General features: G+C 70.7%; 20 protein-coding genes. 10 read left to right on the forward strand and 10 right to left on the reverse strand.

The features are described 5' to 3' along the window. From F3T56_RS40355 to pepN (F3T56_RS40365), 3 genes are all read right to left on the reverse strand, one after another. Positions 1 to 411 carry a YciI family protein gene (locus tag F3T56_RS40355; protein WP_149830435.1) on the reverse strand — a complete coding sequence of 137 codons (411 nt, stop codon included), beginning with the start codon at positions 409 to 411 and terminating at the stop codon, positions 1 to 3. Positions 412 to 529: 118 nt separating this feature from the next. After that, positions 530 to 2,575 (reverse strand): HEAT repeat domain-containing protein, encoded by a 2,046-nt coding sequence (locus F3T56_RS40360; RefSeq protein WP_149830436.1) that lies wholly within the window; start codon positions 2,573 to 2,575, stop codon positions 530 to 532. Between the two features lie 112 nt (positions 2,576 to 2,687). Then, complete coding sequence (gene pepN, locus F3T56_RS40365) at positions 2,688 to 5,273, reverse strand: aminopeptidase N (protein ID WP_149830437.1); 2,586 nt, start codon at positions 5,271 to 5,273, stop codon at positions 2,688 to 2,690. 100 nt (positions 5,274 to 5,373) lie between these two features. On the opposite strand from pepN (F3T56_RS40365), the gene F3T56_RS40370 reads away from it, so the two are divergent. Continuing rightward, the gene (locus F3T56_RS40370) at positions 5,374 to 5,604 is read left to right on the forward strand and encodes a ribbon-helix-helix domain-containing protein (protein ID WP_149830438.1); all 231 of its coding nucleotides are present in this window, start codon (positions 5,374 to 5,376) and stop codon (positions 5,602 to 5,604) included. After that, positions 5,591 to 5,938: a type II toxin-antitoxin system PemK/MazF family toxin gene (locus F3T56_RS40375; RefSeq protein WP_149830439.1), complete on the forward strand. Its 348-nt coding sequence runs from the start codon at positions 5,591 to 5,593 to the stop codon at positions 5,936 to 5,938. The genes F3T56_RS40370 and F3T56_RS40375 overlap by 14 nt, the downstream gene beginning before the upstream one ends. A gap of 53 nt (positions 5,939 to 5,991) precedes the next feature. On the opposite strand, the gene F3T56_RS40380 is transcribed toward F3T56_RS40375, so the two are convergent. After that, positions 5,992 to 7,008, reverse strand: a complete 1,017-nt coding sequence (locus F3T56_RS40380) for an aspartate-semialdehyde dehydrogenase (RefSeq protein WP_149830440.1) — start codon at positions 7,006 to 7,008, stop codon at positions 5,992 to 5,994. Positions 7,009 to 7,379: 371 nt separating this feature from the next. Between F3T56_RS40380 and F3T56_RS40385 the strand changes: the two genes are divergently transcribed. Together F3T56_RS40385 and F3T56_RS40390 are read left to right on the forward strand one after the other, a co-directional pair. Further along, complete coding sequence (locus F3T56_RS40385; protein WP_149830441.1) at positions 7,380 to 7,928, forward strand: RNA polymerase sigma factor; 549 nt, start codon at positions 7,380 to 7,382, stop codon at positions 7,926 to 7,928. Position 7,929: 1 nt separating this feature from the next. Next, a complete protein-coding gene (locus F3T56_RS40390; RefSeq protein ID WP_149830442.1) occupies positions 7,930 to 8,886 on the forward strand; it encodes a hypothetical protein in 957 nt (318 codons plus the stop codon). Between the two features lie 69 nt (positions 8,887 to 8,955). Here the strand turns inward: F3T56_RS40390 and F3T56_RS40395 are convergent, their stop codons facing one another. Further along, positions 8,956 to 9,150: a hypothetical protein gene (locus tag F3T56_RS40395; protein ID WP_149830443.1), complete on the reverse strand. Its 195-nt coding sequence runs from the start codon at positions 9,148 to 9,150 to the stop codon at positions 8,956 to 8,958. Positions 9,151 to 9,371: 221 nt separating this feature from the next. Next, entirely contained in the window at positions 9,372 to 10,352 is a 981-nt protein-coding gene (locus tag F3T56_RS40400; protein ID WP_149830444.1) for a LuxR C-terminal-related transcriptional regulator, read from the reverse strand. Between the two features lie 234 nt (positions 10,353 to 10,586). Between F3T56_RS40400 and F3T56_RS40405 the strand changes: the two genes are divergently transcribed. The 3 genes from F3T56_RS40405 (at position 10,587) to F3T56_RS40415 (ending at position 14,505) form a co-directional block, all read left to right on the forward strand. Further along, positions 10,587 to 11,048: an NUDIX hydrolase gene (locus F3T56_RS40405; RefSeq protein WP_149830445.1), complete on the forward strand. Its 462-nt coding sequence runs from the start codon at positions 10,587 to 10,589 to the stop codon at positions 11,046 to 11,048. Positions 11,049 to 11,461: 413 nt separating this feature from the next. Then, a complete protein-coding gene (locus F3T56_RS40410) occupies positions 11,462 to 13,234 on the forward strand; it encodes a TIGR03767 family metallophosphoesterase (RefSeq protein WP_149830446.1) in 1,773 nt (590 codons plus the stop codon). Positions 13,235 to 13,347: 113 nt separating this feature from the next. Further along, positions 13,348 to 14,505 carry a serine hydrolase domain-containing protein gene (locus F3T56_RS40415; protein WP_172639374.1) on the forward strand — a complete coding sequence of 386 codons (1,158 nt, stop codon included), beginning with the start codon at positions 13,348 to 13,350 and terminating at the stop codon, positions 14,503 to 14,505. A gap of 112 nt (positions 14,506 to 14,617) precedes the next feature. Here the strand turns inward: F3T56_RS40415 and F3T56_RS40420 are convergent, their stop codons facing one another. Together F3T56_RS40420 and pepN (F3T56_RS40425) are read right to left on the reverse strand one after the other, a co-directional pair. Continuing rightward, positions 14,618 to 15,682 (reverse strand): hypothetical protein, encoded by a 1,065-nt coding sequence (locus tag F3T56_RS40420; RefSeq protein WP_149830447.1) that lies wholly within the window; start codon positions 15,680 to 15,682, stop codon positions 14,618 to 14,620. 384 nt (positions 15,683 to 16,066) lie between these two features. Then, positions 16,067 to 18,643, reverse strand: coding sequence for an aminopeptidase N (gene pepN, locus F3T56_RS40425; RefSeq protein WP_149830448.1), 2,577 nt, complete (start codon positions 18,641 to 18,643; stop codon positions 16,067 to 16,069). A 145-nt stretch (positions 18,644 to 18,788) separates the two neighbouring features. On the opposite strand from pepN (F3T56_RS40425), the gene F3T56_RS40430 reads away from it, so the two are divergent. Beyond that, a complete protein-coding gene (locus tag F3T56_RS40430) occupies positions 18,789 to 19,451 on the forward strand; it encodes a mycothiol-dependent nitroreductase Rv2466c family protein (RefSeq protein ID WP_149830449.1) in 663 nt (220 codons plus the stop codon). A 167-nt stretch (positions 19,452 to 19,618) separates the two neighbouring features. On the opposite strand, the gene F3T56_RS40435 is transcribed toward F3T56_RS40430, so the two are convergent. Next, positions 19,619 to 19,852 carry a hypothetical protein gene (locus F3T56_RS40435; RefSeq protein ID WP_149830450.1) on the reverse strand — a complete coding sequence of 78 codons (234 nt, stop codon included), beginning with the start codon at positions 19,850 to 19,852 and terminating at the stop codon, positions 19,619 to 19,621. 480 nt (positions 19,853 to 20,332) lie between these two features. On the opposite strand from F3T56_RS40435, the gene F3T56_RS40440 reads away from it, so the two are divergent. Next, on the forward strand, positions 20,333 to 20,923 hold the full coding sequence (locus F3T56_RS40440) for a biotin transporter BioY (protein WP_149830451.1): 591 nt from the start codon (positions 20,333 to 20,335) through the stop codon (positions 20,921 to 20,923). Positions 20,924 to 20,951: 28 nt separating this feature from the next. Here the strand turns inward: F3T56_RS40440 and F3T56_RS40445 are convergent, their stop codons facing one another. Further along, complete coding sequence (locus F3T56_RS40445; RefSeq protein ID WP_149830456.1) at positions 20,952 to 22,280, reverse strand: FAD-binding oxidoreductase; 1,329 nt, start codon at positions 22,278 to 22,280, stop codon at positions 20,952 to 20,954. A gap of 200 nt (positions 22,281 to 22,480) precedes the next feature. On the opposite strand from F3T56_RS40445, the gene F3T56_RS40450 reads away from it, so the two are divergent. Continuing rightward, positions 22,481 to 23,509, forward strand: a complete 1,029-nt coding sequence (locus tag F3T56_RS40450) for a protein kinase domain-containing protein (protein WP_149830452.1) — start codon at positions 22,481 to 22,483, stop codon at positions 23,507 to 23,509. The last annotated feature ends 67 nt before the right edge of the window (positions 23,510 to 23,576 follow it).

The following is a 23,576-nucleotide window of genomic DNA, read 5'->3' on the forward strand; positions in this document are numbered from 1 at the left end:
TCACTCCGTGATGCAACTGGCATGCGCGGCCAGGAACGGGCGCACCTCGAGCCACTCGTGGATCGGCTTCCCGCCCGCACCGGGGGCGGCCGACAACTCCCCGGCCAGCTCGACGGCGCGCTCGTAGCTGTCGACGTCGATCACCATCCAGCCGGCGATGAGGTCCTTGGTCTCGGCGAACGGGCCGTCGGTGACCGGCGGGCGCCCCTCACCGTCGTACCGGACGAACGTCCCCTCAGGGGCGAGCGCCTGGCTGTCTACGAACTCGCCGGTCTTCTCGAGCCGGGCCGCGAAGTCGTTCATGTACTGCACGTGCGCCGAGATCTCCTCCGGCGTCCACTGGTCCATCGGTACGTCGTTGACCGAAGCGGGAGCGCCACGGTAGTGCTTCAGCAGCAGGTACTTGGCCATGGTGTTTCTCCTCGGTGCTGTGCGATCCATTGTGGTCGCGTTCACCCCGGGGACGGAGCCGGACGCGGGTTCTCGACATCGACGCCGGATTTTTTTGGCGGTCCTTTTTGCCCGATCGTCACGGCAGTGCGAGGACCTCGTCGATCGCCGACCGCATCTCCTCGTCCAGCAGGATGGCCCGGTAGTCCCCGTGGACCGACAGCCGCCGGTCGGAGTCCCGCAGCGTACGCAGGGCCGCCCGCGCCGCCGGAGTGACCGTGCCGATCCGGGCGAAGGCCTTGAGCGCGTCGTGGAGGAAGCCGTAGGAGTCGTCGCCGTCGGCCATCGCAAGGACGTACTCCGTCAGGACGGACACGGTCGGCTCCGGCTCGGCCGTGATCGACCACAGCGCGATCGCCGCCTTCAGCCGCTGCCAGCCGTCACTGTGCTCCATGATGTGCCGCACCCGGTCGGCGTAGGGCGCGGCCGCCGGGCCGAAGTCGCCGAGGCGCTCGACCGGACCGTACAGCGGCCCCTCCTCGGTCAGCACCGCCTCGGCAATGGGTCCCAGCGCCGCGTCGCGGTCGCCGCCCACACGGCAGGCGGCCCACGCCACGTACTGATGGTTGCCGGGGTGGTCGAGGACCGTGGCCCGGCGAACGGCGGGCTCGGCCGACCGCGCGGCCGGCCCCATCGCCATCAGCGCCTCCATCGCGCTCACCGAGTACCGGGCGTCGTCCAGCAGAGCCACCACCTCCGGCAGCGCGGGCGCCGCGGCCGGCCCCCACTCCCGGAGGACCCCGAGGAAGCAGCACGTCAGCGAGCCGCCCTTGCCGTCCTTGCGGAGCAGCTCGCGCACCGCCGGCAGCAGGGTCTCCGCGTGCGCCGACAGCGGAGTCAGGACGTCCTCGACCTCCGGCAGGCGCGGGTCGCCCGAGCAGTACGCGCGGGACCACTGGCCCTCGTACGGCGCGTGCAACTGCTCGACGAGCCCGGGCAGGGCGCGCTCGTCGCCGATGCGGGTCAGCGCCCAGCGGGCCTGGTCACCGACGGTGCCCTCGATGAGATCGCCGGCCTCGCCCGGGTCGTCGAGGAGCGCGGCCAGCGCGTCGGCGTAGGGCGCCGCCCGCCCGCCGAGCACCGCGAGCAGGTGGGCCGCCCGGTACCGTACGCCGTCGTCCGGGTCGGCGAGCAGCGCGCCCGCGAGCGGCAGCAGCGCGGATGCCGCGGACGGCCTGAGCACCAGCAGCCGCCACGCCTCGTCCAGCGAGGCACGGCACAGCGGGGCGTCCCCGTTCCGGCGCGCCACGTCGATGAGCCGGATCACGAAGTCGAGTGCCGCGTGCGGTACATCCTTGAACAGGCCGGCCGCCCAGGAGACGACGTCCTCACGGGTGAAGGCACTCTCGACGTCCGGCACGTACCAGATCGCCTCGAACCGCGGGCGCACGGCCGGGTCGGACAGGACCTCCACCAGCAGGTCCAGCTCACGGACCGCCGCCCTGGGTTCGAACCATGCCCAGGCGTGCACGGCCACGACCCGCATGACCGGATCGTCCGTTCGCAGGACCTCGGTCAGCACGGCCCGCACCCGGTCCACCGCGTCCGCGTCGGCGGTGCGGGTGGCGGTCCCGAGCGCCAGCAGCACGGACACCCGCACCGTCGGGTCCGTCTCGGCGCGCCACCGCTCCAGCAACTCCCCGACACCCTCCGCGAGCGACAGGGCCTGCCGCCGCACCTCGGGCCGGGGGTCCGCGAGCAGTGCCCGGAGCCGGTGGCGGTGGCGCCGCCAGGCCTCGGGCCACTCCGCGTCCACCTTGCCCGGTTCGGCTTCGGCGGCCGTCTCGGCCAGGCCCGTCAGCAGCTCGACGAGCGTGAGCCGGGCGCCCATGGCCGGATCGCGGGCGAGGGCGACGACGAACGGCAACGCGGCCGTCGCCGCGGGGGCCACGCGTCCGGTGCCGAGCGCGAAGCAGTCGAACAGCGGGTAGCAGTCCTCCTCGGTCGCCGCCTCGCCCTTGGCCGCCAGCCGCCGCAGAACGCCCCGCATCTCCTCGGCCGGGTGCAGCGCGATCGCCGACTCCAGCCGCTCCCACGGCACTTCGTCCAGCCCGTCCAGCACCACGCCTGCCACGCACGCCCCCGCGACCTCGATGAACCCGTCTCCCGGCGGCCATCCTGCCATCGGAGGCGGCCGCTGCCGGAAGGGTTTTCCGCCCCGGAGACGACCCGGAGACGCCAGAGACGAAGGGGCGCCCGGTGAACCCACCGGGCGCCCCTCACAGTCGTACGGCGGACTACTCCACAGCCGTAGCCGCCGCCGCGTCCGCCGCCTGGGCCTTCAGCGCGCGCTCCACGCCCGCGCGGGACTCGGAGACGAGGCGGCGCAGGGCCGCGTTCGGGTCGGCGGAGGCGAGCCAGGTGTCGGTCTTCGTCAGGGTCTCGGCCGAGACCTGGATGGTCGGGTAGAGGCCGATGGCGATCTGCTGGGCGATCTCGTGGGAGCGGGAGTCCCAGATGTCCTTGACCACGGCGAAGTACTTGTCCGCGTACGGGGCGAGCAGTTCGCGCTGGTCGGTCTGGACGAAGCCGCCGATGACGGCCTCCTGCACGGCGTTCGGGAGCTTGTCGGAGTCGATGACCGAGGCCCAGGCCTCCGCCTTGGCCTCCGGGGTCGGGCGGGCGGCGCGGGCGGTGGCCGCGTGGCGCTCGCCGGCCGCCGTCTTGTCGCGCTCGTACTCCCCGGCGATCTCCGCCTCGTCGTAACGCCCCACCGCCGCGAGCCGCTGCACGAACGACCAGCGCAGCTCGGTGTCGACGGCCAGCCCCTCGATCGTCTGCGTCCCCTCCAACAGGGCCTCCAGGAGGTCGAGTTGCTCGGGGGTGCGGGCGGTCGCGGCGAACGCGCGGGCCCAGGCCAGCTGGTGGTCGGAGGCGGCCTCCGCGGCACGCAGATGCGCGAGGGTGGCGTCCGTCCAGCGGGTGAGCAGCGCCTCGCGGGCCGTCGGGTCCGCGTACAGCTCGATCGCCAGCTTCACCTGACGGTGCAGGGACTGCACGACGCCGATGTCCGACTCCTTGGCGATGCCGGAGAGGACCAGGGAGAGGTAGTCGCGGGTCGCCAGTTCGGCGTCGCGCGTCATGTCCCAGGCCGACGCCCAGCACAGGGCGCGGGGGAGGGAGGACTCGAAGTCCCCGAGGTGCTCCGTGACGAACGCCAGCGACTGCTCGTCCAGGCGGACCTTCGCGTACGACAGGTCGTCGTCGTTGAGGAGGACGACCGCCGGGCGGCGCTTGCCCACCAGCTGCGGTACGGCGGTCAGTTCGCCGTCGACGTCCAGCTCGACGCGCTCGGCGCGCACCAACTTGCCGCTGTCGCCGTCCAGTTCGTAGAGACCCACCGCGATGCGGTGCGGGCGCAGCGTCGGCACGCCCTTCGCGCCTGCGGGCAGGTCCGGGGCCTCCTGGCGGATGGCGAACGACGTGATGACGCCGTTCTCGTTCGTGTCGATCTCCGGGCGGAGGACGTTGATGCCCGCGGTCTCCAGCCATGCCTTCGACCATGCCTTCAGATCACGCCCTGAGGTCTCCTCCAGGGCGCCCAGCAGATCGGACAGGCGCGTGTTGCCGTACGCGTGCGCCTTGAAGTACGCCTGCACGCCCCGGAAGAACTCGTCCATGCCGACGTACGCGACGAGCTGCTTCAGCACGCTCGCGCCCTTGGCGTACGTGATGCCGTCGAAGTTGACGAGCACGTCGTCGAGGTCGCGGATCTCCGCCATGATCGGGTGCGTCGACGGCAGCTGGTCCTGCCGGTACGCCCAGGTCTTCATGGAGTTGGCGAACGTCGTCCACGAGTGCGGCCAGCGCGAGCCGGGGGCGTACGCCTGGCAGGCGATGGACGTGTACGTGGCGAACGACTCGTTCAGCCACAGGTCGTTCCACCACTCCATCGTCACGAGGTCGCCGAACCACATGTGGGCCAGCTCGTGCAGGATGGTCTCGGCACGCGTCTCGTACGCCGCGTCCGTCACCTTGGAGCGGAAGACGTACTGGTCGCGGATGGTGACGGCCCCGGCGTTCTCCATGGCGCCCGCGTTGAACTCCGGCACGAACAGCTGGTCGTACTTCTTGAAGGGGTACGCGTAGTCGAACTTCTCCTGGAACCAGTCGAAGCCCTGCCGGGTGACCTCGAAGATGGCGTCCGAGTCGAGGAACTCGGCGAGCGACGGCCGGCAGTAGATGCCCAGCGGCACGCTCTGCCCGTCCTTCTCGTACACGCTGTGGACGGAGTGGTACGGCCCGACGATCAGCGCGGTGATGTAGGTCGAGATCCGGGGCGTCGGCTCGAAGACCCAGGTGTCGTCCTTGGGCTCCGGCGTCGGCGAGTTGGAGATCACGGTCCAGCCGGTCGGCGCCTTCACGGTGAACTGGAAGGTGGCCTTCAGGTCGGGCTGTTCGAAGGAGGCGAAGACGCGGCGGGCGTCCGGCACCTCGAACTGGGTGTACAGGTACGCCTGGTCGTCGACCGGGTCGACGAACCGGTGCAGACCTTCACCCGTGTTGGTGTACGCGCAGTCGGCGACGACCCGCAGGATGTTGCGCCCCTCCAGCAGCCCCGGCAGGGCGATCCGGGAGTCCTTGAACACCTCGGCGGGATCGAGGGGGTCCCCGTTCAGGGTCACCTCGTGGACGGTCGGGGCCACCAGGTCGATGAAGGAGTCGGCGCCGTTCTCCGCGACATCGAAGCGCACTGTGGTCACGGACCGGTAGGTGCCGCCCTCCTGCGCGCCGGAGAGGTCGAGATCGATCTCGTACGAGTCAACGCTGAGCAGCGCCGCCCGCTGCTGAGCCTCTTCGCGGGTCAGGTTTGTGCCAGGCACGCGGTCATCTCCTCGGTATGTGTGGGTTCGGTCATCCTTCCACGAGCGGGGCCCTGTTTGGAGTGGCTAACCATTGCCTACCCCGGGTAGCATCAGGCGTATGAAGATTAGTGTGAGCCTGCCGCAGGAGGACGTCACCTTCGTCGACGAGTACGCCGCGCGTACGGAGGCCGATTCCCGGTCCGCCGTGATACACGCCGCCATCGAACTGCTCCGGCAAGCACAGCTGGAGCAGCAGTACAGCGAGGCGTTCGCAGAGTGGGACGAGAGCGAGGACGCCCAGTTCTGGGACCAGTTCTCGGGAGACGGGCTGACCGATGAAGCGCGGTGACATCTACCTGGTCGATTACGAGCCGGCCCGCGGCAGCGAGGCCAGCAAGGCGCGCCCGGCCGTGATCGTCTCCAACGACGGTGCCAACGCGTCCGTGGCGCGGACCGGACGGGGCGTGATCACGTTGGTCCCCCTGACGACGAACACGTCCCGCGTCTATTCGTTCCAGGTGCTGCTTCCCGCCGGGGAGTGCGGCCTCCTGAAGGACTCCAAGGTGCAGTGCGAGCAGGTGCGTGCTCTCGCTCCGGAGAGGCTACTGCGCCCCGTCGGGTCGGTCCCGCGTCAGCGAATGACCGAGATCGACGTGGCCCTGCGGCGGCATCTGGCCCTCTGAGCATGAGGAAGGGGCGCCCACGATGGGCGCCCCTTCTACGTCACTGACCGGCGTCAGCCCTTGAGCTCCGCCGCCACCAGCTCCGCGATCTGGACCGCGTTCAGCGCGGCGCCCTTGCGGAGGTTGTCGTTGGAGATGAAGAGGGCGAGGCCGTTGGTGACCGTCTCGTCGGTGCGGATGCGGCCGACGTACGACTGGTCCTGGCCGGCGGCCTGGAGGGGGGTCGGGATGTCGGAGAGAGCGACGCCCGGGGCGCCGGAGAGGAGCTCCGTCGCGCGCTCCGCGGAGATCGGGCGGGCGAAGCGGGCGTTGACCTGGAGGGAGTGGCCGGAGAAGACCGGGACGCGGACACAGGTGCCGGAGACCTTGAGGTCGGGGATCTCCAGGATCTTGCGGGACTCGTTGCGGAGCTTCTGCTCCTCGTCCGTCTCGTTCAGGCCGTCGTCGACGATCGAACCGGCGAGGGGGATGACGTTGAAGGCGATAGGCCGCTTGTAGACGCCGGGCTCGGGGAAGTCGACCGCGCCGCCGTCGTGCGTGAGCTTGTCCGCGTCGGCCACGACCTTCTGGACCTGCCCGTGCAGCTCCGCGACGCCCGCGAGACCGGAGCCGGAAACCGCCTGGTACGTGGCGACGACCAGCGCCTCCAGACCCGCCTCCGCGTGCAGCGGACGCAGCACCGGCATCGCGGCCATCGTCGTGCAGTTCGGGTTGGCGATGATGCCCTTGGGGCGGTCGGCGATCGCGTGCGGGTTCACCTCGGAGACGACCAGCGGTACCTCGGGGTCGCGGCGCCACGCGGAGGAGTTGTCGATCACGACCGCGCCCTGGGAGGCCACCTTCTCGGCCAGCGCCTTGGAGGTCGCGCCGCCCGCGGAGAAGAGGACGATGTCGAGGCCGGAGTAGTCGGCCGTCGCCGCGTCCTCGACCGTCACCCCGTCGATGACCGACCCGGCCGAGCGGGCGGAGGCGAACAGGCGCAGCTCGGACGTCGGAAAGTTCCGCTCCTTGAGGATGCTGCGCATGACCGTGCCGACCTGACCGGTGGCTCCGACGATTCCGACCCTCACGGCGACTCCTTTTACGTGGCTTGTATGTGTCTGCGGCATGGCCGAGGCGTTTCCATCATGCGGTCAGCCCCGGTCCGCCTGTCCAATCCTTTGACCGGGATGCTCGAACCATGGGACGCGACCGACCCCGGCGCCGGAGCCGCTTCTTTGGCCCTCACCCCCGCTGAGCTGGAGAAATTCGCCCTACGGCGGTCCCGTACCGCAAGCTGTGCTGCCTCGACCCTGCCCACGGCACCGGGGCGCACGCGAAGGTGTGACGTACGCCTCTGAGATGCGCCGGAAGGCCATCCGCCGGAAGGCCGGGCGGGCCGGTCCGAACGTTTCGGGCCGCACCGGCGTCGTAGGGGAAACGCGGGAGGGGAGGGGTGGCCGTGCTGCGCAGAAAGGTGCGCGTCGTCGAGGGCGCCGACGGCGTCGAGGGCGTTCCGGAGGCGGACGACCCACTGGACGCGGCCCAGGAACGGCGGGTACGGGCGGTGCTCGCGCTCGGCGGTGTGCCGCAGTCGGACCTGCTGGACGGGGTACAGCAGGTACGGCTGCGGCTGCTGGAGCGGGCCGCGAGCGGCCGCGAGGCCCCGCGGGACGTGTCCGCGTGGGCGGCGGTGGTCGCCTCCAACCTGGCGATGGACTGGCACCGGGCCAAGCGTCGCCAGGAGCGCCTCGGCGAGCGCCTCGCCTCGCTGCGCCAGCCGGAGCACTCCTCCGGCGAGGACTCCAGCGTGCTCTCGCTCGCCGTAGCCCGCGGCCTGGACGAGCTGCCCGACGCCCTGCGCCAGGTCCTCGTCCTGCGCTTCTACGCCGACCTGCCGGTACGCGGGATCGCCGAGGAACTCGGCATCCCCGAGGGCACGGTCAAGAGCAGGCTCCACTCGGCGGTCCGCGCCCTGCGCACCCGCCTGCACGAGGACGAGGTGGTGTGACGTGGCCGCCCGGGACGACAGCCGGCGGGACGCCGAGTACGAAGCGATCGGCTTGGACGGTGCCGAGCACGACGGCGCCGAGTATGACGAGTACGACGGCATGGACGCGTTGATGGCCGTACTGATGGACGAACCGCTGCCCGAAAAGGCCCTGGCTGACGCCGAGTTCATGGCCGCCCGGCAGTCGGCCGCCGCCGACGTCGCCCTGCTGAGGGAGCAGCTGGGGCTGATCGCCGAGGCCCTGGCCGGGACAGCGGAGGAGGCCGGGACAGAGGAAGAGGCGCGGGCGGAGGCCGCGGGTCCGCCGGGGCGACTCACGGCCGCGCCGCCGGGGGACGCGGCCGGCGCCGAGACGGGCCCCGGGCGCGGGCCCGAGCCCGAGGCGGCCCCCGTCCCGCCGGTGAGGCCCCTGCCGACGCGGCCCGCCCGCCCCCGGCGCCATCGCCGCGCCCTCTCCCTGGCCTTCGGCACCCTCGCCGCCGCGGCCGCCGCCACCGTCGTCGTCGGCCTGGGCTGGATCGTCGTGCAGTCGGGCGGCGGGGCCTACACGACGTCGGACTCGGGCGCGGCCCAGTCGGACAGCGCCGCCGGCAAGAAGGACAGCGGGGGGAACGCCGACGACAGCGGCAGCCTCAGCACCGAGGGTTACGTCGCCTGCGCCCGCCTGATCGTCGAGGGCACCGTCGTCTCCCTGGAACCCGTCCCCGGCACCCAGCAGGACCGTGTCACCCTCGACGTCGACCGCTACTACAAGCCGGACAAGGGCGCCGACGAGATCGTCTTCCCGATGGACGAGGACGTCGACCCCCGCCTGAAGGTGGGCGACCACGTCCTGATCGGCATCCCACGGGACGCCGCCGAGCCGGACATCTGGACCACGGACGAGACCGACATCGCCCGGGACCGGGCCTGGATCAAGGAGGCGCTGCCCGGCGCGGCGGGCCTGACGTGCAAGTGAGCCGGCCCACACGGCAAACGGCCCGCCGGAGAACCCGACGGGCCGTCGTGAACCGCTGGATCAGTTGGATCAGTCCTGGTCGTCCCACGTCCATGTCACCTTTTCACCGGGGACGACCACCCCGGTGAGGTCGTCGGCCGCGACGACCGTGCGGTCGGGGGCCGAGGAGCCGACGGGGCTACCGACGACGAGGACCGTCGCGGCGGCACCGAGAGCCAGCAGGGCGAGGACGCTCAGGCGCCGTGCCTTCGTCGAGGAATGCACAACCGTTCCTCTTTCGTGTGGGGGTACAAGGAAGGGCCCCAACGGGGCGTGACCGATCATGGTGGATGGGGGCGGTATTCGTGTGCGTCCGCGGTGGCCTCTTGCGGCCATGGCCGGACAGTGCCACATGGCCCGCCCGATCGCGGGTAGCCCTTCCGCTGGGCTCCGCAGTCGGCCCCTCTCGCCGCACCGGGCACAAGCCCAAGTACATCCAGAAGACCCTAGAGCCAGCCCCGGCGTACGGCCTCGGCCCCCGCCTCGAAGCGGCTCTGTGCATCCAGTCGCTTCATGAGGTCGGACATCAGCCGTCGGATCGTACGCACGGAGAGGCCCAGTTTGCGGGCGATCCCCTGATCCGTCATCCCCTCGGAGAGCAGTTTCAGCAGAACGCGGTCCCTTTCACTCGCCTCGTTCTCCGCCGCCGGCCGGCTGCCCTCGCCCAGCGGCACGCCCTGCGCCCAGACCAGCTCGAAGAGCTCCGCGAGGGCCCGTACGACTCCGTGGTAGCGGATGACGAGGGCGCCCTGGCGGCTGTCCTCGGAGTTCACGGGCACGACGGCGACCTCACGATCGCAGATGATCATCCGCATCGGAAGCGCGGGGACGGTGCGCACCTGACCGCCCATGGAGGTGAGCCAGGTGGCGTACTCGGAGGTGGCGTAGTCGTTGCGGACGCTGTCGAGGTACACGGACCGCATCCGTACGCCCCGGCCGAAGGACTCCTCGTCCAGCGGGCGGGCCGACTCCAGACCGGCCGCGCTCACGGCGCCGCCCGGCGTGAAGGTGCAGACCTCGTGCACGGCGTCCCGCGACAACTGCTCCAGCCGGGTACGGACGGCGTCCACGCCGACCAGATGCTCGGCGCCCCCGGTGTGGCGCAGGCCCAGCGCGGCGTACTCGGCGGTGAGTTCGGCGACGGTGGCCTGCTGTCTCGTCAAGTGGGCGCGCTCGGTGTCCAGTTCGGCCTCGCGGCGGCGCAGCGCCGGCCTGAGGACGGTCTCCGGGTTCATGGGCAGGAACGTGGTGTCCGTGACCGGGCTGAGCAGGGACAGGTCCGTGAGCCGGCCCACGGCCGCCTTCACGTCCTGTTCGGGGAGGCCTGTGTACTGCAGGATCTCCTCAAGGGTCCGGGACGGGTTGTCGAGGAGACTCCGGTAGACACGGAGGGCCTGGGGGTCCGACTCCAGAAACTCGTCCAGCATGTCTGTCCCCTTACCTCCCTTTTCGCGGAAGCGAATTCTAGTTCGATCGATGAGGGTTTGACAGGGGATCCGAGATCTTGGCAGCACAGTGCCATGGCTGGATGCGGCCAGTCGCCAACTCTGGCGTACGGGAAGTTCACAAGCCGAAGATCGTGGCGCAGCGAAGCGGAGGGGGCGGATGTCACGGGGGTGCACCCGCCCCCTTCGTGGAGAGTTGTTGAGTAACGTCTGTCCATGCGCGAGGAATTGCGGGTGGCGGCCTACGCCGTATGCGTACGCGACGGGCAGCTCCTGCTGGCCCGCTGGGTGTCCAGGGAGGGCTATAAACGCTGGACCCTGCCCGGTGGCGGCATGGACCACGGCGAGGACCCCTACGACACGGTCGTCCGTGAGGTCGAGGAGGAGACCGGCTACGAGGTGGAGCCGACCACTCTCCTCGGCATCGACTCCATCAAACGCGACTACCCCCGCCGCCTCGGCGCCCGAGCCGACTTCCACGGCCTGCGCATCCTCTACGAGGCCCACATCACCGCAGGCACCCTCCGCCACGAAACAAACGGCTCCACAGACATGGCCGCCTGGCACCCCTTGGAGGAGGTGCCCAACCTGGACAGGGTGGGCTTGGTGGACGTAGGCCTGAGCTTGTGGCGAGAACGCCCGCAGAACGGCCACGTGACGACGCCGGTGAGCATTTAGTGGTCGCGGCGGCTCGCCCTGCACTTTGCGACCGGCGGACCGGCGTGGGCCCATGCTTTCAGGGGCGCGGGGCTGAGTCGATTTGCGGCTCCGCCGCGTGGGCGCGACAAGCCACGACGCACCCGCAGCCACACCAAGACAACCCCCACGGCGAATAGGTGCCCTACCCCCTCAGATGAACAACCAGTGACTGTTCCCCAGCCGTACCCCTCACATCCGGGAACCCCCAGTGAACGCACCCGGTACGCAAAGATCCACGTACGGTGATCGGCGCCCCCCGTTGCCACCTCGTTAACGTCCAGGCCACCCCGACTGCCAAGCATCCAGTACGAGCGGGAAACCCTCCACGGCCAACCACCGCGGAGCGGCCCCGCGACCACTGCCGAAGCGTTCGCACTCGGGGAGACCGCGCCATGTCGCGCATACGCTCAGTCGCTGCCGCCGCCACCAACCCTGACCGCCGGGCCCTCCTCGCCGCCACCGGCGCGGTGGGCCTCTCGGCGGGCATCGGATTCGCCCTGCGGCCGGAGACCGACGCCCCGGCCGCCACCGCAACCACCGCCGCCGACCGCGCGGCCACCGTGTCGCTGTCGAACCGCGAGGCCCAGGCCGCCCCGCTCACGCCGTACACGCGAGGCACGACCCTCGCCTCGGTCGCCGCCCCCCGCACCTCCTCCGGCTACCGCCGCCTCGGCGACGGCCCGGCCTGGAGCCGGGTCGTACGCGGCGACCTCGCGACCCCCAAGTCGGGCCGCGAGACCCGCCGTACGACGCTCGCGTCCTTCGTGCAGTTCACCGACCTGCACGTCGTCGACGTCCAGCACCCGCTGCGCTACGAGTATCTGCGCGCCCAGACCGCCAGCGCCTGGCGCCCGCAGGAGGCGCTGTCCGTGGCCGGCGCGGTCTCGCTCGTCGAGCGGGTCAACGCGCTGCGCGGAGCGCCCGTCACCGGTTCGCCGCTGCACTTCGTGATGACGACCGGCGACAACACCGACAACAACTCCAAGACGGAACTGGACTGGTTCCTGAAGGTGATGAGCGGTGGCCGCATCACCCCCAACTCCGGTGACCCGCGCCGCTACGAGGGCGTCCAGAACAGCGGCCTGAAGCTCTACTGGCAGCCCGACGCGGCCCTGCGCGACGCCGACAAGCAGCTCGGCTTCCCGCACCTCGAAGGCTTCCTGGACGCCGCGATCCGCGAGGTCAACAGCCCCGGCCTGAACGTGCCCTGGTACTCCACGGTCGGCAACCACGACTCCCTCCCCGGCGGCTGCTACGCCCCCGGCGACTCCTTCTTCGCCGACTTCGCGGTCGGCGGCAAGAAGCTGATGACCCTGGACGAGCAGGTCGGCAAGGCCATCTGGGACAACGTCAAGAGCGGCGGCGACCCCCGGGGCACCGAGTGGAAGGACCTCATCAAGTCCCAGGCCGAAAAGATGCGTTCGGTCACCCCGGACGAGAACCGCGCCCCCTTCACGCCTCTGGAGTACCTGAAGGCCCACCTGGACCCGGCCCACCGCGGCTACGGCCCCGTCGGCCACGGCTACTCGCAGGCCAACCTCGACGCCGGCACCCAGTACTACGCCTTCCGCATCGCCGACGACGTCATCGGCATCAGCCTCGACTCCACCGACCCCGGCGGCCACTACGAGGGCTCGCTGGGCACGGCCCAGCTCACGTGGCTGGACCGTACGCTGAAGGAGGCGGCCAAGGACGGTTCGTACGCCGTTCTCTTCAGCCACCACACCAGCAAGTCGATGCGCAACCTGAACAAGGACCCGGCGCGTCCGACGGAGGCCCGGCACGGCGGCGACGAGGTGCTGGCCCTGCTCGGCCGCCACCGCAACGTGCTGGCCTGGGTCAACGGCCACAGCCACCGCAACCGCATCACCCCGCACTCGTCCGCGAACGGCGGCTCCTTCTGGGAGATCTCCACGGCCTCCCACATCGACTTCCCGCAGCTGGCCCGGGTGATCGAGCTGGTGGACAACAAGGACGGCACGATCTCCCTGTTCACCACCCTGATCGAGTCGGCGGCCCCGCACGCCACGGACTTCTCGGACCTCTCACAGACCGGCCTCGCGGCCCTCTACCGCGAGCTGTCCTTCAACGCCCCCGGCCGCCGCGACACCCTCACCGGCACCCCCGGCGACCGCAACACGGAACTGGTGCTGCGAAAGGGCTGAAAACCGCTCAACTGCGCTCCACCCGATCAACCTCGGCGCACACCGCCGTGTCCCCCTTCGCGACCGAACGTTCTCGGAATCACCGAGAGCAGGCGAAGCGAAGGGGGAACACCATGCCGGTATCCATACACAGGGGACGCACGCAACTGGTGGCGGCCACGGCGGTGCTCGCGGCGGTGGCACTGGCCGCCCCGGCGGCCGCGGCCGCACCCGCCCCGGCCAGAGGCGGCCACAGCGCGACCCGCGAGGCCATGGACACCAACGTGAAGGACGGCGTCGTGGGCATCGCCCTCCAGGCGAAGGACGGCAGCGGCGTCTGGAAGGCCACCTCGGGCGTCGGCGACCTCAAGTCCGGCGCACCCCGCAACGCCCACGACCGCTTCCGCGCGGGCAGCATCACAAAGACCTTCGTGGCGACCGTGCTGCTGCAACTGGAGGCGGAGGGCCGGCTGTCCCTGGACGACAAGGTGGAGAAGTGGCTGCCGGGCGTGGTGCGCGGCAACGGCAATGACGGCCGGAAGATCACACTCCGTCAACTCCTGAACCACACCAGCGGCATCCACAACTACACGAGTGACAAGGATTTCCAGGAGGCCGTCTTCCTCGCGGAGGGCTTCTACAAGAACCGCTACCGCACCTGGACTCACAAGGAGCTGGTAGGCATCGCGATGAAGCACCAGCCCGACTTCATCCCCGGCAGCTCCTGGAACTACTCCAACACGAACTACATCCTGGCCGGCATGGTGATCGAGCGGGCCACCGGCAACCGGTACGGCGACGAGATCCGCCACCGCATCATCGAACCGCTGGCCCTGCGCGGGACGAAGATCCCCGGCACGGACCCGAAGGTGCCGTCACCGCAGAGCCGCGCGTACTCGAAACTGGCCGAGACGACGACCGGCAAGACATACGACGTCACGGAATTCAACCCCTCGGCGGCCAACTCGGCGGGCGAACTGGTCTCCAGCCCTGGCGATCTGAACCGCTTCTACTCGGCACTGCTGCGCGGCAAGCTCCTGCCGCCGAAGCAACTGGCCGAGATGAAGACCACGATCAAGGCCGACGGCAAGCGCACCGGCTACGGCCTCGGCCTCGTCGAAACGCCGCTCTCCTGCGGCATCACCGTCTGGGGCCACAGCGGCGGCATCCACGGCTCCCTCTCCGAATCCGTCACCACCACCGACGGCAGCCACTCCCTCACCTTCAACTTCAACAGCGACTGGGCGGGCGACAGCGACGCGATCGTGGAAGCGGAGTTCTGCGGCAAGTAGCCGAGGACCGGAGGGCGACCCCAGGCCGTCTCGTATGCATGGGGAAGGGCCGCCGAACGGGCGGCGTCCCTTCCCCTCCCCTTCTGCTGCCCCGGGTGACCGGGTTACCGAATCACCGGGGAAGCACCACGACATACGCCGCCGGATCGCGGTCGCACGACGCCATCAACGCCGTACGGACGACGGCCGCCTGCTGCTCCAGTGAGGCGCGGAGCTTCTTCGGGGTGATGTGGACGACGGTGATGCCGAGCCGCTCCAGAGTCTCGCGCTTGCGGGCGTACTCGGACCAGAGGGCGTCGTCGTCCTCCTGGCGCGGGGCGCGGGGGAGCTCCACGGCGACGGCGTGCTCGGGCCAGTAGGCGTCGAGGCCGCCGAGGTGAGGGCCGCCGGGGAGGCGGAGGTCCACGTTCCACACCGGGTCGGGCAGGCCGTACTCGCGGACCATGCGGTACAGATGGTCCTCCGCGATCGCCCGTCCCTCGGCGAGCAACGAGTCCACCGCGTCGACGACATGCGGACGGCTCAGCAGCCGCGCCCGCGTCAACTCCCGTACGACCGCGGTCGGTTCGGTGTGGCCGCCGCGTACCGCCTCCGCCAGCAGTCGGCGTACGGCACCGGTGTCGGAGAGTTCCGCGACCGCGTCGGCCAGGGCGCGCGGCACCGGGGCGACGGGCACGCCCGTCACGTACGACGGGGTCGGCATGGACGGCGTACGGATGATCCGGACGCAGCCGACGGTCCGCAGCCGGCGCATGCGCGGGACCAGGACGTCGATCGCGTCCAGGGAGAGCAGTGGGGGAGCGGACGAGAACCCGTGCAGCGTCAGGGCCGCCAGGCCCGTGATCACCGCGTCCGTGTAGCGGGGCACCGTGCGCGGCTCGTCGGCGTTCGGCTGCGCCGGGACGCCGACGGCCGCGCGGGAAGCCGTCTCGCGGAACGGGGAGCGGGCCGCGTACGACAGCACCGCGTGCAGCCGCTCCTCGGAGGTGGCCGGGCCGGGGTGGAGCAGGTACACACCCGGGAGGATCTGCTGCCAGGGACCTCCCGGCCGGCACTGCTCGTTCATCTCGGCGGGGGTGACACCCTGCGCACGCAGCTGCGTGGCGGTCAGCACCCGGCGGTGGACGTCCGCCAGGCGGCGGAGGGGGCGGGGGGAGAGCGGGGTGTTGTGGTTCATGACCGGCAGATTCCCGCACCTCGACCGCCCGATGGCCGTTGTTACAACCCCATCGACAAATCCGGACAAGACCACACTAAAGTACGTGCGTTCGACTGTCGATACCCGCTGGTCCGCCCCCGATTCAGAAAAGGTTACGGCCCCGAATACCCGAATTCCGTAACGCGCAACCCGTCGCCCCAACTGCGGGCAATCGTGCCGCTGGGGCGATGGGGGCACCTCCCGCTCATGGGGGTCCCTCCCGCTCGAGCGAAGTCGAGAGTGGGGGAGAAGCCGAGAGTGGGGGAGGGTGGGCGCAGCGGCACCTCGTAGCGCCGAGTCGCGCAGCCCACCCCCGCCCAGCCCCAGCTGCCGGGTGCCCAACGCACGGAGGCTCAGCGGCACTTACCGCCCGGCGGCACCGTCACACACCTGCCCCCGCAACCCCCGAGCCAGATCGTCCCGAGACTCCAGCACCAGCCTCCGCAAGGCCGGCGCCGCCCCCTCGTGCGAGGCCAGCCACGCATCCGTCGCGTCCAGTGTCGCCTGGGAATCCTGCAGCGAAGGGAACAACCCCCGCACCACATCCATCCCGATCTGGATCGACCGCTCGGCCCACACCCGCTCGATCACCTCGAAGTACTTCGCGGCATACGGCGCCACCAACTCCCGCTGCGACGGCCGCGAGAACCCCGCGATCGTCGCCTCGACGAGCGCGTTGGACAGCGCATCCGACTCCACCACAGACACCCACGCCTGCGCCTTCACCGCCTCCGACGGCCGCGCCGCCAGGCACCGCACCTGATGCCGCTTCCCGGAAGCCGTGTCGTCCCGCGCAAGCTCCGCCGCCAACACCCCCTCGTCGGCGACCCCGTACGTGGCCAGCGGCTCCAGGAACGCCCACCGCAGCTCCTGATCCACCTCCAGCCCGTCGATCGTCTCGGTCCCGGCCAACAGGCCCCGCAGCACACCAAGATCGGCCTCACTCGAAGCCACCGACGCGAAGAAACGGGCCCACGTCAGCTGATGCTGACTCCCCGCCTCCGCCGCCCGCAGCTCCCGCAGTGCTCCCTCCGCCAACAGCCGCCCACCGGTCTCCCGCCAGGCAGGCGCCGCGTAGTACGTGAGTGCCGAGTTCGCCCACGCGTGCAGCATCTGCAGCACCCCGATGTCGGACTCCCGCCCCGCGAACCGCAGTACGAGGTCGACGAAGTCCCGCGCCGGCAGCAGCGCGTCCCGGGTCATGTTCCACAGCGCCGACCAGCACAGCGCCCGCGCCAGCGGATCGGAGACATCCCCGAGTCCGGCCCGCAGCGTGTCCAACGACCCCGCGTCGAACCGGATCTTGCAGTACGTCAGGTCGTCGTCGTTGACCAGCACCAGCTCGGGCGCCTCGGCCCCGACCAGCTCCCCCACGACCGTACGCGCCCCGTCGACATCCACCTCGGCCCGCGCGTACCGCTCCAACGCGCCCCCGTCCGTACGCCGGTAGAGCCCGATCGCCACCCGATGCGGCCGCAGCTCGGGATGCGACTCGGCGGCCTCCTGCACCACCGCCAGCTCGTCGATGCGCCCCTCGGAGTCGAGAAGCACCTGCGGCGTAAGGGAGTTCACCCCCGCCGTCTGCAGCCACGCCCGCGACCACGCCGCCATGTCCCGCCCGCTGGTCTCCTCCAACACCGACAGCAGATCGCCGAGCCGCGTGTTGCCGTACGCGTTCCGCTTGAAGTAGCGCCGCGCGCCCTCCAGGAAGGCCTCGCGCCCCACGTACGCCACCAGCTGCTTCAGCACGGAGGCACCCTTGGCGTACGTGATCCCGTCGAAGTTGAGCTTCGCGTCCTCCAGGTCACGGATGTCGGCCGTGATGGGATGGGTGGAGGGCAGCTGGTCGGCCCGGTACGCCCAGGACTTGCGGTTGTTGGCGAAGGTGATCCACCCGTTGGTGAAGCGGGTCGCCTCGACCATCGAGAAGGAGCCCATGAAGTCCGCGAAGGACTCCTTCAGCCACAGGTCGTCCCACCACACCATGGTCACGAGGTCGCCGAACCACATGTGCGCCATCTCGTGCAGGATGACGTTGGCCCGCCGCTCGTACGACGCCTGCGTGACCTTCCCCCGGAAGATGAACTCCTCGCGGAACGTGACGAGCCCCGGGTTCTCCATCGCGCCGAGGTTGTACTCGGGCACGAACGCCTGGTCGTACTTCCCGAACGGGTACGGGTAGTCGAAGTGGTCGTGGAAGAAGTCCAGGCCCTGCTTGGTGATCTCGAAGACGTCGTCGGAGTCGAAGTAGGGCGCGAGGCCCTTGCGGCACATCGCGCCGAGCGGGATCTCCAGCCGCGTACCGTCCTCGAAGACCCGCTCGTAGGAATCCGTCACATAGTGGTACGGGCCCGCGACGACGGCCGTGATGTACGTCGAGATCGGCTTCGTCTCCGCGAACCGCCACACCCCGTCGGTGAGCTCCCCGGCCCCGTTGCCCCACACGACCCAGCCCTCGGGCGCCCGCACCTCGAAGCGGAACGGGGCCTTGAGGTCGGGCTGCTCGAAGTTCGCGAAGACCCGGCGGCAGTCGGCCGGCTCGTACTGGGTGTACAGATACACCTCGCCGTCCTCGGGATCGACGAAGCGGTGCATGCCCTCGCCGGTGCGGGAGTAGGCGCACTGGGCGTCGACCACGAGTTCGTTGTCGGCGGCCAGGTCGTCGAGGACGATCCGGGAACCGTCGAAGACCTCGCTCGGGTCCAGGTCCTTGCCGTTGAGGGAGACCGACGTCACACTCGGCGCGATCAGATCGGCGAAGCTCGTGGCTCCGGGGTCGGCGCAGCGGAAGCGGATGGTCGTCACCGACCGGAAGGTGCGCGGCCCGTCACCGGAGTCGCCGACGGCGGACCGCAGATCGAGCGACACCTCGTACCCGTCGACGGACAGCAGCGCGGCCCGCTCCCGGGCCTCGTCGCGGGACAGATTCTCACCGGGCACGGGCGGCACTCCCTCGGGGGCGGTGTTCAGTATGCGGACGGGCCCGATCCTGCCATGCGCCACGGGAATGGCCGGGCCGCTCCCCGGTGTTGCCGGTTGTTGACCTGTAAATCGACCCGATACCACCACCTTCCCGAGGAGAACCATGTCCGAGCAGTCCTCGCAGACCTCCGGCAAGACCCCCGTCGACTTCTGGTTCGACCCCCTGTGCCCCTGGGCCTGGATGACCTCGCGGTGGGTCCTGGAGGTGGAGAAGGTCCGGGACATCGAGGTCCGCTGGCACCTGATGAGTCTTGCGGTGCTCAACGAGCCGAAGATCGACGAACTGCCCGAGGAATACCGCGAACTGCTGGAGAAGAAGGCGTGGGGCCCGGTCCGCGTCGTCATAGCCGCGCAGGAGGAGCACGGCGCCGAGGTGCTCGGCGACCTCTACACCGCGCTCGGTACCCGCATCCACAACCAGGGCGAGGGCCCCGAGAAGGAGACGGTCGCCGCCGCCCTGAAGGACGTCGGCCTGCCCGACTCCCTCATGGACCACTGGGACGCCACCCCGTACGAGCCCCAGCTGCGCGCCTCCCACAAGGAGGGCATCGACAAGGTCGGCCAGGACGTCGGCACCCCCGTCATCGCCGTCCCCGGCGCCGACGGTGAGCAGATCGCCTTCTTCGGCCCGGTCGTCACCCCCGCCCCCCAGGGCGAGGAAGCCGCCAAGCTCTGGGACGGCACCCTCCTCGTAGCCTCGGTCCCCGGCTTCTACGAGATCAAGCGCTCCCGCACCGCGGGCCCCGACTTCAGCAACCTGCTCTGACCCCCGGCGGAACGGGGCGCCCGGCCACCGAGCGCTGAACCGCCGGCTCAGTCCGCGACATGCTTCGCGTACAGCGCGGCCAGCCGCGGCAGCCGGCGCCCCATTTCCTCCCAGTCGTCGAAGTCGAAGCCCAGGACGGGGCCGGCTCCGGATACCGGATGCTGCGGCTACTCCAACTCGTCGGGCAGGCGCTTGGTGAGTCTGAAGTGCTTCTCGTGGCCGTGGGTGCGCAGGTTCAGGCAGACCTTGCCGTCGGGACGGTTGTTGACGCACTTGTAGTAGTTGTCGCTGACGGGATTGCCGAGCTGCTGCTGGAGCCAGTCTCGCTGGCCGGGGGTGAGGGGCTCGTGCGGTTCCTCGGAACGGCACGTCTGGCACGTCAGTCGCTTCGGCATAGGCATCCGCCAAGAATCCAGCCGAAATCCCCCGCAGCGGAAGACCTTGCGCCGAAAGACCACCCGAACCGCAGAACCGCCCGAACCGGAAGGCCCCCGCGAGTCACGTCCTCGCGGAGGTCCTCCCTTCATCCGCCTGCCCGGTGAACGGTGAGAAGACGATCACCAGGCTTTATTGCAAGGTACTTGCAAGTGCGGGTGAGCGGCAAGGGTGCATGCGGGCGGTAATGTGCGGGCCACACCTCGATTGGCGAAACCCTACAGATCCCGCCAACAGCCTCCGGGTGCCCCCGAGTGGCGGAAGCCACGTCACCTCAGTGACCGGCATCACGCCGTACCCGGTGTAAGTCCCATCCTTTGTCAGGAGTCCACCACGCCGTCGATCCGCCCTTTGTGGAGCGCTGACGGTGTTCGGTCACAGCGCGCTGGGATAGCGTCACCGTGTCCCACGCTGTGCACCCCCTCCTACACCCTCGCGGAGTCCCCATGAGTACGGCCGTCGCCCCCGCCCGGACCGGACAGGTCCTCGCCGATCTGATCCCCGCCTCCCGTGTACGGGACATCGCGCTGGTGGTCGGCGGCGCCGCGCTCACCGGGCTGGCCGCCCAGATCGCCGTGCCCGTGCCGGGCTCCCCGGTGCCGGTGACCGGCCAGACCTTCGCGGCGCTGCTGGTCGGCACAGCCCTCGGCGCCGGCCGCGGCGTCGCGGCGCTCACTCTGTACGCGCTGGCCGGTCTCCTCGGCGTGCCGTGGTTCGCCGGCGCCACCTCCGGTGTCGGGGTCTCCTTCGGCTACATCCTCGGCATGATCCTCGCCTCCGCCGCCGTGGGTGCCCTGGCCCGCCGCGGCGTCGACCGTTCGATGCCCCGCATGGCGGGCACGATGCTGGTCGGCGAGGCGATCATCTACGCCGTCGGCGTCCCGTACCTCGCCGTCACCGCCGACATCTCCCTGTCCGCCGCCGTCGCGGTCGGCCTCACCCCCTTCCTGATCGGCGACGCGGTGAAGGCCGCGCTGGCGATGGGCGTCCTGCCGACGGTGTGGAAGTCGCTCAAGAAGCAGTCGCTCAAGAAGTGACCCCATACAGGGGCCACTCGCCGGTCGCTCAGTCCCTTCGGCCCCTCCGGAAGCGGTTCGCCGGGTCGTACTCCGACCTCACCACGGCGAGCCTCTTCCGCGTCTCGGCGTCATGCAGCCCCTCCACGCGATCGCCGGCCCCGAACGCGAAGTTGACCGCGCGCCCCAGCGTCCAGGGGCTGAGCAGCTCGAACGCCGGGTCGAGGATTCCCCGGGCCGTCTCCCGCTCAGCCATCGCCACCACCCGCACCAGGAACCGCCCTTCCCGATACGGCACCGAGTTGGGCGCGGCCTTCGCGAGCGCCCCACCCAGATGGTTGACCTGCACCACGCACATCGCGGACGCGTCGGGCCCGGTCCGGGCGAGAACCCGGGCCATGGCTTCCGGACCCAGTTCGCTCAGCACCGCGCTGTCCCCGTAGTTGGTGTGCGGCACGGTGGGATCGTTGTGGATGGTGTGGCTCTCGCCGTACGGCATCTCCCTGAGCGTGTCCGAGAAGGCCGGGCCCGACTCCCGGAGCGGAGCGACCAGTTCAGCACCGTCGTCACCGTCGCCGCCGCCCGTGTACGCGACGCGCACGGAGACGACGTACCGTCCGCGCAGCCGCGGCGGCAGCCCCGGGACGTCGGGGTAGGCCACCGCCGCGAACGACGAGGTGAGGGTGTCCGGCACGGTCCGCGTCCAGCGCTCGTACGCCCGGAGCACGGCCGCCGGCTCGACCTCGCCGCCGTCGAAGGAGAGCGAGCCGCCGTAGAGCCGGGCCACCGGAACGAGGCCGATCTCCATCGCGGTGACGACCCCGAGGCCATGACCGCCGCCGAGCAGCGCCCAGTACAGCTCGGGCTCGGACTCTTTGGTGACCCGGCGTGGGCGGCCGTCCGCGGTGACGACGTCGAGCGCCCGCACATGATCCGCCGCGTACCCGAACTCCCGGGCGAGGATGCCGAGTCCGCCGCCCAGCGTGTACCCGACGACGCCCACACCCGGGGACGAGCCGTTCAGCGGGGCGAGGCCGTACGGCTCGGCCGCCGCGACGACCTCGCCCCAGCGGACTCCCGCCTGGACACGGCCGGTTCGGGCCACGGGGTCGACCGTCACGCCGTCCATCCGCCGGGTGGTGATCAGGACGCCGCCCTCGCACGGCCCCGGCACGCCGTGCCCGGTCGTCTGCACCTCGACCGGCAGCCCCGCACCGGCCGCGTGCGTCACCGCCGCCACCACGTCGCCGGCCGAGGCCGCCCCGACGACCACGTCCGGCCGCCGGACGAACCCGGTCTGGAACCCGGCCGCTTCCTCCTCGTACCCGGGGTCGCCGGGCACGAGGACAAGCCGGTCCGCCGCCTTGAGGTCCTGCACGTTCACGGTCTCCTCCGTATCGCTCCATCGCACCTACGGCGGCGACTCTCCCCGCATAACCTGACAACGACCGTCAGCTTTTCGAGGCCGGCCGCGTCTCGATCACGGGATCGAAAACAACCCGAACGCGCGGGCGTACGCCACTTGCCCGGACCGGGGCGAACCGTGTTGTCATGGAAGGAGGTTGGAGGTGGTGACGCATGCCGGTCGCGCGGGTCGTGGGGCGGTACCGCCTTGTGGACCCGGTCGGGCAGGGCGGCATGGGAAGGGTGTGGCGCGCCGCCGACGAGGTGCTGGACCGGCCCGTCGCCGTCAAGGAACTCCGGCTCGACGCCGGAGGTGACCAGGAGGACCCGCGTACGCGCCGGGAGTGGGCGCTGCGCGAGGCGCGGGCCAGCGCGAGGATCGACCACCCGGGCGTCGTACGCGTCTACGACGTGGCCGAGGAGGCCGACCGGCTCTGGATCGTGATGGAACTCGTGGACGCCCCCTCCCTGGAGACCGTCGTCCACGACCAGGGCCCCCTCGGCGTCCGCGAGACCGCTCGCATCGGCCTGGCCCTCGCCGAGGCCCTGCGCCGGGTGCACGCGGCCGGGGTCCTGCACCGCGACATCAAGCCAGGCAACGTCCTGCTCGGACCGGGCGACCGGGTCGTCCTCACCGACTTCGGGATCGCCTCCCTGGAGGACACCGGCCCCCTCACCCGCTCCGGCGTCCTCATCGGCTCCCCGGAGTACATCCCGCCGGAACGCGCCCTCAGCCGCCCCACCGGCCCGCCCTCCGACCTCTGGTCCCTCGCCGCCACCCTCTGCACAGCCCTGACCGGCCACTCACCCTTCGCCCGCGCCTCCACGGCCGAGACCCTCCTCGCGATCGTCTACGACGAACCCGCGCTCCCGCCCGACGACTGCCCGCTGACCCCCCTGCTGCGCCGCCTCCTGGCCAGGGACCCGGCGGACCGCCCGACGCCGGACGAGATCGTGACGTACCTGACGCCGGTGGCGGCGCCACCGGAAGCCGCCGCCTCGGAGCCGCCGCCGACGACCTCCGCGGAACCTCCCGACTGGCGTCAGCGGCTCCTCGTCGCCCTCGTACTGCTCGTCACCGCCGCCGTGGCCGCCGTGATGATCGCCACCGCGATCCCCCGGGGCGGCGAAACCCGCCTGCCCGACACGACCGACCCCCCGACGGTCGCGGGCACCTCACGACCACCGCCGCCGAAACCCTGAGGGGGTTGTGAACAGGTGGTCATTGACGGTCTTTGAGCGTGTTCTGGTGCGCATGAGTGAGCCTTCG

Source organism: Streptomyces tailanensis, assembly GCF_008386495.1.
Lineage (GTDB): Bacteria > Actinomycetota > Actinomycetes > Streptomycetales > Streptomycetaceae > Streptomyces > Streptomyces tailanensis.